Annotated in this window: 14 protein-coding genes; 4 read left to right on the forward strand and 10 right to left on the reverse strand. The window is 59.0% G+C overall.

The features are described 5' to 3' along the window. Positions 1-3: 3 nt before the first annotated feature. The 6 genes from ACOTTU_RS08805 to gpmI all read right to left on the reverse strand — a co-directional run bounded on the left by ACOTTU_RS08805 (position 4) and on the right by gpmI (position 7,039). Positions 4-1,026, reverse strand: coding sequence for an aspartate-semialdehyde dehydrogenase (locus ACOTTU_RS08805; protein ID WP_425657408.1), 1,023 nt, complete (start codon positions 1,024-1,026; stop codon positions 4-6). Positions 1,027-1,095: 69 nt separating this feature from the next. Continuing rightward, positions 1,096-1,872, reverse strand: a complete 777-nt coding sequence (locus ACOTTU_RS08810) for an HpcH/HpaI aldolase family protein (RefSeq protein WP_425657410.1) — start codon at positions 1,870-1,872, stop codon at positions 1,096-1,098. Between the two features lie 101 nt (positions 1,873-1,973). Beyond that, positions 1,974-2,738: a prephenate dehydrogenase/arogenate dehydrogenase family protein gene (locus ACOTTU_RS08815; RefSeq protein WP_425657412.1), complete on the reverse strand. Its 765-nt coding sequence runs from the start codon at positions 2,736-2,738 to the stop codon at positions 1,974-1,976. A gap of 312 nt (positions 2,739-3,050) precedes the next feature. Next, a complete protein-coding gene (locus tag ACOTTU_RS08820) occupies positions 3,051-4,388 on the reverse strand; it encodes a S41 family peptidase (protein WP_298915833.1) in 1,338 nt (445 codons plus the stop codon). A 6-nt stretch (positions 4,389-4,394) separates the two neighbouring features. Continuing rightward, on the reverse strand, positions 4,395-5,525 hold the full coding sequence (locus ACOTTU_RS08825; RefSeq protein WP_425657413.1) for a murein hydrolase activator EnvC family protein: 1,131 nt from the start codon (positions 5,523-5,525) through the stop codon (positions 4,395-4,397). After that, positions 5,522-7,039 carry a 2,3-bisphosphoglycerate-independent phosphoglycerate mutase gene (gene gpmI / locus ACOTTU_RS08830; protein ID WP_425657415.1) on the reverse strand — a complete coding sequence of 506 codons (1,518 nt, stop codon included), beginning with the start codon at positions 7,037-7,039 and terminating at the stop codon, positions 5,522-5,524. Before gpmI ends, ACOTTU_RS08825 begins: the two co-directional genes overlap by 4 nt. 247 nt (positions 7,040-7,286) lie before the next feature. On the opposite strand from gpmI, the gene ACOTTU_RS08835 reads away from it, so the two are divergent. The 3 genes from ACOTTU_RS08835 to ACOTTU_RS08845 all read left to right on the forward strand — a co-directional run bounded on the left by ACOTTU_RS08835 (position 7,287) and on the right by ACOTTU_RS08845 (position 8,537). Continuing rightward, positions 7,287-7,751: a DUF1203 domain-containing protein gene (locus tag ACOTTU_RS08835; protein WP_425657417.1), complete on the forward strand. Its 465-nt coding sequence runs from the start codon at positions 7,287-7,289 to the stop codon at positions 7,749-7,751. A gap of 80 nt (positions 7,752-7,831) precedes the next feature. Further along, positions 7,832-8,008 carry a zinc-finger domain-containing protein gene (locus ACOTTU_RS08840; protein ID WP_298915842.1) on the forward strand — a complete coding sequence of 59 codons (177 nt, stop codon included), beginning with the start codon at positions 7,832-7,834 and terminating at the stop codon, positions 8,006-8,008. A gap of 73 nt (positions 8,009-8,081) precedes the next feature. Next, the gene (locus ACOTTU_RS08845; RefSeq protein ID WP_425657419.1) at positions 8,082-8,537 is read left to right on the forward strand and encodes a hypothetical protein; all 456 of its coding nucleotides are present in this window, start codon (positions 8,082-8,084) and stop codon (positions 8,535-8,537) included. A 51-nt stretch (positions 8,538-8,588) separates the two neighbouring features. On the opposite strand, the gene ACOTTU_RS08850 is transcribed toward ACOTTU_RS08845, so the two are convergent. Beyond that, positions 8,589-9,065, reverse strand: a complete 477-nt coding sequence (locus ACOTTU_RS08850) for a hypothetical protein (RefSeq protein WP_425657421.1) — start codon at positions 9,063-9,065, stop codon at positions 8,589-8,591. A 39-nt stretch (positions 9,066-9,104) separates the two neighbouring features. Between ACOTTU_RS08850 and polA the strand changes: the two genes are divergently transcribed. After that, positions 9,105-11,906 (forward strand): DNA polymerase I, encoded by a 2,802-nt coding sequence (gene polA / locus ACOTTU_RS08855; protein WP_425657422.1) that lies wholly within the window; start codon positions 9,105-9,107, stop codon positions 11,904-11,906. Positions 11,907-11,936: 30 nt separating this feature from the next. On the opposite strand, the gene ACOTTU_RS08860 is transcribed toward polA, so the two are convergent. The 3 genes from ACOTTU_RS08860 to ACOTTU_RS08870 form a co-directional block, all read right to left on the reverse strand. Continuing rightward, on the reverse strand, positions 11,937-12,167 hold the full coding sequence (locus ACOTTU_RS08860; protein ID WP_298915853.1) for a DUF2798 domain-containing protein: 231 nt from the start codon (positions 12,165-12,167) through the stop codon (positions 11,937-11,939). Positions 12,168-12,258: 91 nt separating this feature from the next. Beyond that, positions 12,259-13,023 (reverse strand): hydroxypyruvate isomerase family protein, encoded by a 765-nt coding sequence (locus ACOTTU_RS08865; RefSeq protein ID WP_425657424.1) that lies wholly within the window; start codon positions 13,021-13,023, stop codon positions 12,259-12,261. 136 nt (positions 13,024-13,159) lie between these two features. After that, complete coding sequence (locus tag ACOTTU_RS08870) at positions 13,160-13,735, reverse strand: DUF1285 domain-containing protein (protein ID WP_425657426.1); 576 nt, start codon at positions 13,733-13,735, stop codon at positions 13,160-13,162. Positions 13,736-13,779 lie beyond the last annotated feature (44 nt).

Genomic DNA, 13,779 nt, shown 5'->3' on the forward strand with positions numbered 1-13,779 from the left:
GGATCACCCTTTTTTCAGCACCCGGTTGCCCAGCAGTTCCGCGATCTGCACCGCGTTCAGCGCGGCCCCTTTACGCAGGTTGTCCGACACACACCACAGGTTCAACCCGTTATCAATCGTACTGTCCTGACGGATGCGGCTGATGAATGTGGCGAAATCACCAACGCATTCAACCGGTGTGACGTAGCCGCCGTCTTCGCGCTTGTCGATCACCATGACGCCCGGGGCTTCGCGCAGAATCTCGCGGGCCTCGTCTTCGTCCAGATGATCCTCGAACTCGATGTTCACGGCCTCGGAATGGCCCACGAAAACCGGCACGCGCACGCAGGTAGCTGTGACCTTGATCTTTGGATCGACGATTTTTTTCGTCTCCGCGACCATCTTCCACTCTTCTTTCGTAGAGCCATCTTCCATGAAGACATCAATGTGCGGGATCACGTTGAACGCGATCTGCTTGGTAAACTTCTTGGCGGGTTTGTCATCAACCGGGTTGTAGATGGATTTGGTCTGATCCCAAAGCTCATCGATCCCTTCCTTGCCCGCGCCCGAGACCGATTGGTAGGTCGAGACGACAACACGTTTGATCGTCGCACGGTCATGCAACGGCTTCAGGGCCACAACCATTTGCGCGGTCGAGCAGTTGGGATTGGCAATGATGTTTTTCTTGGCGTACCCCTCAATCGCATCCGCGTTCACTTCGGGCACGATCAGCGGCACATCCGGGTCATAGCGATAGAGCGACGAGTTATCGATCACGACGCAGCCCACCTTGGCAGCCTTGGGTGCGTATTGCTTGGTCGCCTCGGAGCCCACGGCAAAGAGCGCGATGTCCCAGCCGGTGAAGTCAAACGTATCGAGGTCCTTCGTCTTGAGCGTCGTCTCGCCAAAGCTCACTTCCGTACCCAGTGACTTGCGCGAGGCAAGCACCGTGATCTCGTCCACAGGGAAGTGACGTTCGGACAGAATGTTCAGCATTTCGCGGCCCACATTACCTGTGGCACCCGCAACAACGACGCGGTAACCCATCTGTTTTACTCCAATGTTCAAGTGATGGTGGGCGCCTCTTATACCCCTATTGCCTTGGGGGAAAGGGCCTCACGCGCTGTTGTTCTTCCATTTGGCCGCTGTTTTCTTGGCGGTCTGCAACAACATGTCGATATCCAGCGCCACCGCGACGAATCGCGCACCGGCTTTGAGGCTGTCGTTGATCATTGTTTCATTGGTGGTGAGAATACCTGCGGCTTTGCCAGATGCCGCGATTGTCGCCAAGGTGTCCATGACGGTCTTTTGTACATCGGGGTGAAAAATATCCTCCAGATGCCCCAAATCGGCGGCGAGATCTGCCGGGCCAACAAACACGCCGTCAATCCCATCAACCTCCAATATCTCATCCAGGGCAGCCAGTCCTTTGCGGTTTTCCACCTGCACCAGCAGGCACATCTGCGCATCCGCCGTGGGGCCATAGTTCTTCAGCGTGCCGAATTTAGAGGCCCGGGCGAGCGAGTAGCCCACGCCCCGATCTCCGCCCGGCGGATACCTTACCGCCCGCACCAGCCGCCGGGCCTGTTCCGCGCTCTCCACCATGGGGACCAGAACCGTCTGTGCCCCGGCATCGAGCACCTGCTTGATGATCCACGTCTCGCCAATCGGCACGCGTACCACCGGATGACTGTCCGACGCCTCCAGCACCATCAGCTGGTCACGAATGGTACGCAGGTCATTGGGAGAGTGCTCGCTGTCTATGACAAGCCAGTCGAACCCAGCTTTTCCCATAACTTCCGCCGGGTAGCGATCGGAGAGGCCCATCCAGCAGCCAAACAGGGTCTTGCCATCCGCAAGCGCTTTTTTGAAAGGGTTGATCGGGGCAGGCATAATAGGTTTCCTCGGCTCAGTTGTTTGCCGACACTAGGCGAAGAACCCCGGGAAACACCAGAGCCGAGGCGAACCTGCCAAACGGCGCTCCGGGTACCCCGCTAGTGGCTCTTTTCCAGATCGAGGCTCAGTTCGTGCGCCAACCGGAAAAATTGCCGCCTGACATCCTGCGCATAGGGATTCAAATTCTCTATGGCGTCAAAAACTTCGGGCGCGTCGTTTTGGACCATAGAAATTGAGGTGATCAGCAGATCAAAGCTCCGTGTTGTCATTCGGGAGGGCAATGGTCCCATGCTGAGCAAGACCTTGGCAATCAGATGGGTCAGCCCCTGGACCGTTGCCGCCTCGCGGTCATGCGCGTGCGGCGTGGTCATGATGACATCCAGCCCAAGGTATTTGCGGAGGAAGGCACCGAGACGCCAATGACAGGCACCCCGGATTGGACACAGGGCGATCTTCAAACCCCGAAAACCATCGCGCGCGCTCTGCGGGCCAAAGAGCGGATGCGTGGCAACAACGTCTACATCCTCCGGGAGCGTTCTCGCCATGATGTCGGCAGGCTGCACCTTGACCGATCCGACATCAACGATCAGTGCACCGGGGCGGCAGGCTTTGGCCACCAACGCCACCACATCCTCGAAGCTCGAAACCGGTGACGCGATGACCACAACGTCACATTGCGAGACCCTCTCCAAAGAAGCGAAGGTGGCTCCAAGCGCCGTAGCGCCAGCCTGCGGCTCTGGCAAAGGGTCATAGGCAAAAATCTCGAAATACGCCTTCAGGCTTTGGGCAATCAGTTTTCCAAAGGCGCCAAACCCAATGATCCCAAGGGTTTCTTTTGACGTTTTTTGTATGTCGTTTTTCATTTCAATGACCTCGTTAGGTGCCACCCGGGCAAGGTCATATTTTGAATGCAGACCGCTGTCAGGGCAGCGGATAATTCACGATAAAGCGTCCGCAGCTATCAAAGCTGAGGATAATAAACGTCTTTTGAGAACAGCGGCTTCATCATGATGCCCTGCGTAAGGCAGGTTGCAGCACCATGTCAACGCTGTGTTTTGCCGGATGCCGGAGCGGTTTGGCACATCAGTCGATGCAGGTTCTTGACCGGAACGCCGATACGAAAAATGCCCCGCCGGTTGATGGGCGAGGCATCTTCACATCGACCCCGAGGGGATTTATTCGACGGGTACCAGGGCGTTCAGCCCCTTGAGAATATCAATGGCGTAGGCCAGCTGATAATCTTCCTCCCGCAGGGCCGCTGCGGCTTCGGCCTTGGCACGGTCCGCTTCGATCTGCTTGATTTCATCTTCGGACAAGCTGTCGTTGTTCAGGCTCCCGCGCAGGTCCGCTTCAGACCGTGAACCGCGGGCGGGTGTTTCCTCTTCATTCTCCGCATCCGGCCGGCGGCGCGGCTGAGCAACCACGATATCCGGCGAGACGCCCAGCGCCTGAATGGACCTGCCCGAAGGCGTATAGTAACGCGCCGTGGTCAGACGCATTGCGCCATCGCCACGCAGGGGCATCACCGTCTGGACCGAACCCTTGCCAAAACTCTTGGTGCCAACGACGATAGCACGGCGGTGATCCTGAAGCGCCCCGGCCACGATCTCCGAGGCCGACGCTGACCCGCCATTGATCAGTACAACGATGGGCTTACCCTCCGCCAGATCACCAGCGGTTGCATTGAACCGCTCGCCATCCTGAATTTCGCGGCCCCGCGTGCTGACGATCTCCCCCTCTTCAAGGAAGGCATCTGATACGCGGATCGCTTGTGTCAGCAATCCACCGGGGTTGTTGCGCAGATCGACGACGATGCCGTTGATTTTGTCCATACCGCCCGCAGCCTCGACCTGTTCCTTAAGGCCGGCCTCCAGATTGCCATAGGTCTGATCGTTGAAGGTCGTAATCCGCAGGACAACCGTGTCGCCTTCGGTACGTGTGCGCACTGCCGTCAGCTTGATGGTATCGCGGATGATCGAGACATCGAACGGCTCGGTTTCACCTTCGCGCACGATGGTGATCAGAATTTCGGAGCCCACGGGCCCGCGCATCATTTCAACCGCTTCATCGAGGGTCAGCCCCAAGACGGAATCGCCATTGACGTGGGTGATGAAATCACCCGCCTCGACACCGGCCTCATCGGCAGGGGTGCCATCAATGGGTGACACAACTTTGACGAAGCCTTCTTCCTGCGTCACCTCGATACCCAGACCTCCAAATTCACCACGGGTCTGAACACGCATTTGCGCAGCATCGTCAGGCGACAGATAGCTGGAATGCGGGTCAAGCGAGGTCAGCATGCCGTCAATGGCAGCTTCGATCAATTCCCCGGCCTCAACCTCTTCGACATATTGCGCGCGGATGCGTTCAAAGATGTCCCCGAACAAATCCAGCTGTTCATAAACATTGCTCGACTTTGCCGCTTCCTGCGCCAGCAGGGGGCCGGCGATCTGCGTCGTGGCGATGACGCCTGCGAGGGTGCCACCCAACGCCGCCATGGCAAACTTTTTCATTGTTTTCTATCCATCCTTATCGGTTCGGAACCAGAGGCTCGGGTCCTCGGGCGCATTATCCTGTCTTACCTCTATATAGAGCGTTTCTGATCGCTCCGCGCCAGTGTCATCACCATCTGTTGACAACTCTGATCGATTTTTCGCCGCAGCGTCGCCCATAAGCCCCAGTGGCGCGCCTGCGTCAATGACCTGTCCGGCAGTACCGTAAACGGTGTCTAAACCGGCAAGAACGAAAAGCACCTGCGCCTGAGGCTCCAGAATGACCACCTGCCCAAGATCCAGCAGGGGGCCGGTATACCGAATGGTCGCGGCCACGGGACTGGTCACAATCGCCTGAGGACGGGTCGCCAGAATGATGCCCGGGCGCTTGATACCGGCAGCATCTGCTTCACCGGCGCCACGTAGCAAAATGCCCTGAACCGGCAGAGGCAGATCGCCTTTCTGGCCCCCCAGCGTTTCGGGCGCAGCACCGGTTTCTTCAACACTGATACGTTCAAGACCACGCGCGAAACCTTCCAGCGTGTCAGCGGAGGCAATCAGGATCGCCTCACGCACAGGGTCATTCACGAACCGTGTCGGCAGCTCGGTCCGCTCTGCGATGGCGTGATTCAACGCCGTGCGCGCCGCCTGAACCTCCTGCAATCCTGTGGCAAGCCTGTCGGCAGCATCGGTCTGCATCCCGCGCAGGATTTGCAGGTCCTCAAGATCACGGCGCAGGGACGTCGCCCGCGCATTGAGCGCCGGGGTCATTTCGGCCAGCAGCATTCCTGCGCGCGCCGTGCCCGTCGGCCCACCGGGATGCAGAAGGGCCACCGGCGAGGGTTTGTTTCCCATGCGTTGCAACACGGTCAGAAGTGCCGCGATCTCCTCATCGCGGACCAGTAATTGAGCACTCAGTTGCTCTTCGCGAATGGAGGCTTGCCGCAATCCGCCGCGCAAAGCACTCAACCCTGCCTCGAAAGCCTGGATGGTTTCCGTCAGCGCGCGCACCCGGTCCCGCGCAGACTCCGCCTCCGCCAACTGCGTCGAGGCCTCTTCCAGCATGACAAGTGCTGCCCGCGCCCGTTCCGCGCTCTCCTGCTGCGCGCAAACCAGGCCGGGAAACAGAAGGCATATGCCGAAAACCAACCACCTCATAACAGCAAACAGGACCCCATCATTTCAGGCGGTGTCTCCAAATCCATCAGGTGCAAAACCGTGGGTGCAAGGTCTGCCAGACGGCCCGAATTGAGGCTGGCCCCATCGGGCGCGCCCACAACGGCCACCGGTACCGGGTTCAGCGTATGTGCCGTATGCGCCCCGCCCGTTTCCGGGTCGATCATGACGTCGCAATTGCCGTGATCCGCCGTGACGATCATGGCGCCCCCTGCGTTTTGCAGGGCCGTCAATGCTTGCCCCAATCCCTGATCGACGGCTTCGCAGGCTTTGATCGCGGCCTGCAGGTCGCCGGTATGGCCGACCATATCCGGATTGGCATAGTTGACGACAATCAGATCGTATCCGCTGTCGATGGCCCCCACCAATGCCTCGGTGACCTCACTAGCCGACATTTCCGGTTGCAGATCATAGGTCGCAACATCGGGTGATTTGGGCATTTTGCGGTCTTCACCAGTGAAAGAGACCTCTTCGCCACCGTTCAGAAAGAACGTCACATGCGGGTATTTTTCGGTCTCCGCCAGCCGGAACTGACGCAGGCCTTTTTGCGCCACCCAATCGCCCAGCGTGTTTACGATCTCAGGCTTTGGATACATGACCGACATATAGGTGTTGTGATGCTCGGAATAGGGCGCCATGCCCATCAAAGTGGCCCATTCGGGGCGCTTGCCGGTTTCAAAAGCGTCGAAGTCCGGCGCGCCGATGGCCGCCATGATCTCACGCGCGCGGTCGGCCCGGAAATTGAGGCAAAACACGCCGTCACCTTCCTGAGCGCCAGCATATCCTTCAATGACCGTGGGCGCGATAAACTCGTCCGTTTCGCCCCGCGCATAAGCCGCCGCGACCGCCGCCTCGGGGGAGGCAGCGGCATCCCCATCCGCACGGATGATGGCACCATAGGCTTTTGCGACACGATCCCAGCGGTTGTCGCGATCCATCGCAAAATAGCGCCCCGTAACCGAGCCGATCTGAACGGAAGCGGGCAGCCCGGCCTTCAGCGTCGCAAGATACCCCTTCAGCGAGGACGGCGGCACATCGCGCCCGTCCCCCAATGCATGGATGACCACTGGCACGCCCGCAGCATCCAGCGCTTTGGCGGCGGCGATCATGTGGTTCAGATGCCCATGCACACCGCCGTCAGAAACCACGCCCAACAGATGTGCGGTTCCGCTGCTAGCGATCAGCTTTTCAGCAAATTCGACAAGGCGCGCGTTCCTCTCGAACGTTCCCTCTTCGATGGCCAGATCAATCTGACCCAAATCCATGGCGACCACGCGACCGGCCCCGATGTTGGTATGACCCACTTCGGAATTGCCCATCTGCCCTTTTGGCAGGCCGACGTCCGGCCCGAAGGTGGTGAGCGTTGCATTGGGACAGGTCGCCATGATGTGATCCATCGTCGGTGTCTGTGCCAGCAGGGGCGCATTGCCTTCGCGCCGATCGCTGATGCCCCATCCGTCCAGAATGCATAGCACCACCGGTTTGCCTGTGCTCATCTGCCTATGCCTCCTCGCAAGGGTTTTGCGGCGTTGTAACCGGTGCAGCGCGCGGCGTGAACCTCTTCTTTCCCCACTTCTTGTGCAGATGGTGCCCGCAACCCGCTGAACCCCGAAACGGAAGCGCCTTGCTTCGATGAAGGTTCCACCAGGTTTTACCGTCGGCCGAAAGCGCAACATTCGGTTCGATGAGCCCCACTCCAAGCAGTTAGACCGACAGCGGATCAACACCGAGAAAGGAAAACTCATGCCGACTTTCGTTGCCCTTGAAACAGACATCGTGCGCCGCTTGCAAAATGGCGGTACCGACGCGAACAGCCAAAAGCCCGAGCGCGCGCGTTCTGATGGTCAGGGAACACCCTGCCGCCATTGCCTGAAGAATGTGCCCGCCGGAGAGGACATGCTGATTCTCGCACACAGGCCGTTTGACACCCTGCACGCCTATGCCGAAACCGGGCCGATCTTCCTGTGTGCCGACGCCTGTGAACGAAAGGACCCTTCCGATGTGATCCCGGAAATCCTCGAAGCCCCGGACTATCTGGTCAAAGGCTATTCGGCAGATGAACGCATCGTCTATGGCACGGGCGAAGTGGTCGCGACGGATGCAATACCAAAGAAGGCCAGCGAGGTATTTCGCGTTCCAAATGTCGCCTTCGCCCACGTTCGTTCTGCCCGCAACAACTGTTATCTGGCGCGGATCGAACGGGACTGACGGCAATTGGCCTGCATGGGCTTGCTCCAGGCCTGCGCTTTGGTCATAACAACAGCGCAGAGCCAGAGGACACGCCCACCATGCAGCAACCGCCCGAGACAAAAATTGTTGAGAGTTTCCGCATCGCCTGTGATGGCGGCGAAGGGGCCTTGGGTCATCCGCGCGTCTGGCTGCAAATCCCCAAGGATACCGGCTGGGTCGAATGTGGCTATTGCGACTGCAAATATGTCCACAAGGCTTTCGAAGGCAAAGCCTAAATCCCGCCCAATTTCCGCCCTCATGCCACTGTAGCAATGCCAAAAGCACAGTGGACTGATCGAAAGCGCGGATATGACGGCGACACCTGCCCCTGAACACCTTCATGCACCCTTTGCGCTGACCGCGATCATATTGGCGGCACTCGGCATGGCGATTGCGCTCATTCACACCTTCGCGGGCCCGTTTGCCCCAACACAAAGCATTGAAGTCTCCATCGGAGAAATGGCAGCCGGTATTCGCGAGGCAGCACAACGCGCCATGTTGGGACAGGAACAACCGGCCCCCACCGTGCGGGCCTGGGATATCGACCGCATTCTCCAGGTTGTTGCCCCGGCGGCTGGCGTTTTTGCAATTGTTCTGGCTTTTGTTGGCATGCTGCGCCGCGAACCGACCAGGCTTGTTCTTTTCGGCGTCGCCTTTGGTGCAATGGCTGTGATGGTGCAGGTCGTGCTTTTCGTCGCCTTGCTGATCGCGGGCGTCATCCTGCTGTGCCATATTCTGACAAACCTCGACAGCATACTGGGGTAATCCGAATCCTCTGCTGATCACGCCTTGAAACTCCAGGCGCGCGGGCAGCGATCAGCCGATGGGCACGACCGAATTGGCACAGGTCAGATTGCCGTCAGGATTGTTCGGATCAACTGCCAGAAACTGACGGATGTTGTTACCCGACCAGACCAGCAGTTTTGATCCATCCGACAGCAACCCGTTTCCTGTGGCGGTACCTGTTCGGGGGTCTTGATAGGTGAAATAGGCTATGCCGGTCTTGCCATCGTCGCATGTAAAATTGGCCTGCCCCACGCCCAGAAAATTCTGCGGGATCCAATCACCGGAGCAAATGACGCCGCCGCTGGTTTCCACGGCCAGCGTGCCTTCCGTGCGCCCCAGTGCGCGGCCCGTGAAAAAATCACCCTGCTCGCCGACACAGCCGACAAATGGCACGCAAACCTCTGAAGCGCCAACATCCGACTGGCACCCGAACCCCGCCGCCTGAGCGTCATTTGCCATTGTTGCACAATGGATGATTGCAGCGCCTGCCGCGATACGGGATAACATCTGCGAACTTTCAATGATCGATGACGAGGGCACCCTATTATGAGCACGACATTTGGCAAGGGGCATCATCTTCACCTGATCGACGGATCGGCCTTTATCTTTCGTGCCTATCACGCCTTGCCGCCCCTGACGCGCAAATCAGACGGGCTGCCGATTGGCGCGGTCTCCGGCTTTTGCAACATGCTGCAACGCTATGTAGAGACGAATACCGGCCCCGACGCACCCACCCATGTGGCGGTGATCTTCGACAAGGGCAGTCACACATTTCGCAATGAAATGTACGACCAGTACAAGGCCAACCGCGAGGCCATGCCCGAAGACCTGCGCCCGCAGATTCCGTTGACCCGCCGGGCCACCATCGCCTTCAACATCGCCTGCGAGGAAAAGGAAGGGTTTGAGGCGGACGACATCATCGCCACGCTGGCCGTACAGGCGCGTGCTGCAGGTGGGCGCTGCACCATCATCAGTTCCGACAAGGACCTGATGCAGCTTGTCGGCGACGGCGTGGAAATGCTGGATGCGATGAAAAACAAGCGCATTGACCGTGACGGCGTTTTCGAAAAATTCGGTGTCTATCCCGACCGTGTGGTGGACGTGCAGGCATTGGCGGGTGACAGTGTTGACAACGTCCCCGGCGCCCCCGGTATCGGTGTCAAGACCGCCGCTCTGCTGATCAATGAATACGGTGATCTGGATGCACTGCTGGAACGCGCCGAAGAGATCAAGCAACCCAAGCGCCGCCAGACGCTGATTGACCACGCCGAGCAAATTCGCCTGTCCCGCAGGCTGGTGCTGCTGGATGAGAACACGCCGCTGGACTTCGCGCTGGACGATCTGGAAGTACGCGCCCCGGACCCCGATCAACTGATGCCGTTTCTGGCGGAGATGGAATTCCGCACGCTGACCAAGCGCATCGCAACCCAGCTTGACGTGGAACCACCCGTGATCGAGGACGCGCCCGCAGAGGCACCTGATGCGCCGCAGGTTGAGGATATCCCCTTTGACCGCGCGGGCTACAGCAAGGTTGGCACCGCCAAAGAGTTGCAGGTCTGGATCGACCGGATTTACGAGCGCGGCTATGTGGCGGTGGACACCGAAACCACCGGCCTGAATGAAATGACCGCTGATCTGGTGGGCATTTCGCTCTGTGTCGAGGCCGGGCAGGCCTGCTATGTGCCGTTGATCCACAAGGCGCATCAGGGGGATGATCTCTTTGGCTCCGATGATCTGGCCGAGGGACAAATAGCCGTTGAGGAGGCGCTGGCGATGCTGAAGCCTGTGCTGGAGGACCCCTCGATCCTCAAGATCGGGCAGAACATGAAATACGATCTCAAGATCTTTGCCCGCGCCGGCATCACCGTTGCCCCCATCGACGACACCATGCTGATGTCCTACGCGATGCACGGCGGGTTGCACGGGCACGGTATGGACATGCTGTCCGAACGTTATCTGAACCACACGCCGATCCCGATAAAACCCCTGTTAGGCTCTGGTAAATCGGCCATCACCTTTGACAAGGTAGCTATGGACGACGCGGTGCCCTATGCGGCAGAGGATGCGGACATCACGCTGCGGCTCTGGCAGCAGTTCAAGCCGTCGCTGCACCGGGCACAGGTCACGCGGGTCTATGAAACGCTGGAACGGCCCCTGGTGCCGGTGCTGGCGCAGATGGAACGCACGGGCATCAAGGTAGACCGCGATACGCTCAGCCGCATGTCCAATGCCTTCAGCCAGAAGATGGCCGGGCTGGAGGACGAAATCTACCAGCTTGCCGGGCGCAAGTTCAATGTGGGCTCGCCCAAACAACTGGGCGAAATCCTCTTTGACGAAATGGGGATCGCGGGCGGCAAGAAGGGCAAGACCGGGGCCTATGCGACCGGGGCTGATGTGCTCGAAGACCTTGCCACCGAACATGAACTGCCCGCCAGGGTGCTGGACTGGCGGCAACTCAGCAAGCTGAAATCGACCTACACAGATGCGTTGCAGGACCATATCAACGCGGAGACGGGCCGCGTGCACACTTCTTATTCCATTGCCGGGGCGTCCACGGGGCGGTTGGCCTCTACCGATCCGAACCTGCAGAACATCCCGATCCGCACCGAGGAGGGCCGCCGCATCCGCGAGGCTTTTGTGGCCGAGGAGGGCAAGACGCTGGTGGCGCTGGACTATAGCCAGATTGAGCTGCGCATTCTGGCCCATATCGCGGATATTGAAGCCCTCAAGGAGGCTTTCAAACGCGGCGATGACATCCACGCAATGACTGCCTCCGAGATGTTCGATGTACCCATGGATGAGATGACACCGGAGATCAGACGCCGCGCCAAGGCGATCAATTTTGGTGTGATCTATGGCATTTCGGGGTTTGGTCTGGCGCGCAACCTGCGCATTCCGCGCAGCGAGGCCCAGGGGTTTATTGATCGTTATTTCGAACGGTTCCCCGGCATTCGCACCTATATGGATGACACCAAGGCCTTTGCCAAAGAGCACGGGTATGTGCAGACCCTCTTTGGCCGTCGCATTCACACGCCCAACATCGGGGCCAAGGGACCGCATGCTGGGTTTGCCGCCCGCGCCGCAATCAACGCGCCCATTCAGGGGACCGCAGCAGATGTGATCCGGCGCGCCATGGTGCGCATGCCGGCGGCGATTTCAGACCTGCCCGCAAAGATGCTGCTACAGGTGCATGATGAGCTGCTGTTCGAAGTTGAGACAGGCGCGGAAGACGATCTGATCGCCGCCGCCCGCAAGGTCATGGAATCAGCCGCCGACCCGGTGGTCAGGCTGGACGTCACCCTGAATGTCGATGCGGGTCAGGGTCCGAATTGGGCTGTGGCACACTGAGATCATTGTCAGCATCGCGCGGCCTTACCTTCAGGCGTCAACGCGGGTGAATTTTGCCACGATCCGACGCGCAACAGGCGATACACATAGCAGCGTGGGATAGGCCACCGACCAGCTTGGCAACCAATTGCCCAGCCAGAGCGTCACAAAGCCGTCGATCATCCCGACAGTTCGGAACGTGGCAATACCCGACACCATCATCGACATCAGTCCGGACAGGATGAACCCATAGGCAAAATGTGCGTAGCGGGCGGGAATCATCGCGAACCTCCATTGACGATCCTGACCATGAAAGATGCACAGATTTGCATTTCAAGCAGGTTAATCTGAACCTGACAGGCCCTGCCGCCGGTCACTTTTGCGACATCTGCATCCATCCCAGACTATCCTCCGTCTGGAGGGTCGGCGTGTATTCGGCACTGACCCAGCGGTCATATCCGCTGTCTTTGAGCACCTCGAAAAACCTGGCAAAGTCAATTTCACCCGTCCCGGGCACGCAACGACCGGGGGCATCACCGATCTGGATGTGACGGATAATATCCTTGTGGGCGTCAAAAACCGCAAGGCAATCCCCATGGATGGTTTGCGCGTGGTATGTATCGAATTGCAGCCCCAGATTGGGCGCGTCAATTTCCTGCAGGATGTCCGCGGCCAGATCATAGTCCCCCAGAAAATATCCGGGCATGTCGATGGCGTTCAGGGGTTCCAGCGTCAGGGTCAGACCGTTGGGAATGTTTTGCACCGCCCAGCTGAGGTTCTCGATCAATACCTCCCGTGCCCGCTGCCCCTCAGCCGCACCCGTCATGATGTGCAGCATTGGCACACTAAGCGCATCGCAGTACCGCAACGCGCGTCTCAGATCGAAACGAAAACGGTCCTGTGCCTCAGGCACCGCCGCGAAACCGCGGGGGCCGCCTGTATAATTGGGCGGCGGCGCGTTCATCAGGACCATCGGCAACCCGCTGCGCAACAACGCGCGCTGAGTGTCCTTGGCGGGCATATCGTAGGGAAAGAGCACCTCAACCCCTTCGAAACCCGCCTCGGCAGCGGCGTCAAACCGATCCAGATAGGGTAGTTCAGGCCATAAATGGCTCAGGTTTGCTGCGATTTTGAACATTGGTCCCCACCCCTGTACATCGAAAGTACACTAGGGGTCTTCGTCGGTACGCCCAAGCTTTCCGGCACTCTGCGGATGCTGATGCACATCAACGCGTTGCTCTCAAGCCACGCAGCCGCGCGCAAACGGCAGGGCGTCAGGGCAGTTCGCGGCTCGGGATGATCCGGAAAAACGTGCCCTTGGACCAGACGCCAAACCAGTCGTCAAAATGAACGCCCAGATCGACCAGACGATAAAAACTCTTGCGGTCGATCAGCGCTTCAAGGTCCGCGCGGATCAGAATATAGGGCGAAGGCTCGCCCGTTTCGGCATCGCGCACCACCCGGATTGGCAGATCGCTGCCCGCAACAGCCTTGTCGCCCACATTGGTTTCAAAGGTCAGGATTTGATCCTGCCCGCTACCCTTTGCCTCGAAATCAACGGCGACAAAAGGGGCGTCATCCACCGTGATCCCCACCTTTTCCACCGGCGTGACAAGATAGAATTTGCCCGCCTCGCGCTTGAGAATCGACGCGAACAGCTTGACCAACCCGGGCCGTCCAATGGGTGTGCCCTGATAAAACCACGTCCCGTCGCGTGCGATGCGCATGTCCAGATCACCGCAAAACGGCGGATTCCACAGGTGCACGGGCGGCAAACCGCGTGTTTTTGCGGCTGTTAAGGAAGCCGCAAGGCTTTCTGCCGAGGGTGTAACGGTTTTTTGTCCACTCATTGCTTTTGCCATTTCCCTCACGCGCGATAGAGTTACATCTAACA

It is taken from the genome of Roseobacter sp. EG26, assembly GCF_049830555.1.
In the GTDB taxonomy this organism is placed as follows: Bacteria; Pseudomonadota; Alphaproteobacteria; order Rhodobacterales; family Rhodobacteraceae; genus Roseobacter.

Coding starts and splice junctions, on each gene's coding strand:
- ACOTTU_RS08805 (WP_425657408.1), bottom strand. CDS start 1,026: ATGGGTTACCGCGTCGTTGTTGCGGGTGCCACAGGTAATGTGGGCCGC.
- gpmI (WP_425657415.1), bottom strand. CDS start 7,039: ATGAGCACAGGCAAACCGGTGGTGCTATGCATTCTGGACGGATGGGGC.
- ACOTTU_RS08850 (WP_425657421.1), bottom strand. CDS start 9,065: ATGTTATCCCGTATCGCGGCAGGCGCTGCAATCATCCATTGTGCAACA.
- polA (WP_425657422.1), top strand. CDS start 9,105: ATGAGCACGACATTTGGCAAGGGGCATCATCTTCACCTGATCGACGGA.
- ACOTTU_RS08810 (WP_425657410.1), bottom strand. CDS start 1,872: ATGCCTGCCCCGATCAACCCTTTCAAAAAAGCGCTTGCGGATGGCAAG.
- ACOTTU_RS08865 (WP_425657424.1), bottom strand. CDS start 13,023: ATGTTCAAAATCGCAGCAAACCTGAGCCATTTATGGCCTGAACTACCC.
- ACOTTU_RS08840 (WP_298915842.1), top strand. CDS start 7,832: ATGCAGCAACCGCCCGAGACAAAAATTGTTGAGAGTTTCCGCATCGCC.
- ACOTTU_RS08870 (WP_425657426.1), bottom strand. CDS start 13,735: ATGAGTGGACAAAAAACCGTTACACCCTCGGCAGAAAGCCTTGCGGCT.
- ACOTTU_RS08815 (WP_425657412.1), bottom strand. CDS start 2,738: ATGAAAAACGACATACAAAAAACGTCAAAAGAAACCCTTGGGATCATT.
- ACOTTU_RS08820 (WP_298915833.1), bottom strand. CDS start 4,388: ATGAAAAAGTTTGCCATGGCGGCGTTGGGTGGCACCCTCGCAGGCGTC.
- ACOTTU_RS08835 (WP_425657417.1), top strand. CDS start 7,287: ATGCCGACTTTCGTTGCCCTTGAAACAGACATCGTGCGCCGCTTGCAA.
- ACOTTU_RS08825 (WP_425657413.1), bottom strand. CDS start 5,525: ATGAGGTGGTTGGTTTTCGGCATATGCCTTCTGTTTCCCGGCCTGGTT.
- ACOTTU_RS08845 (WP_425657419.1), top strand. CDS start 8,082: ATGACGGCGACACCTGCCCCTGAACACCTTCATGCACCCTTTGCGCTG.
- ACOTTU_RS08860 (WP_298915853.1), bottom strand. CDS start 12,167: ATGATTCCCGCCCGCTACGCACATTTTGCCTATGGGTTCATCCTGTCC.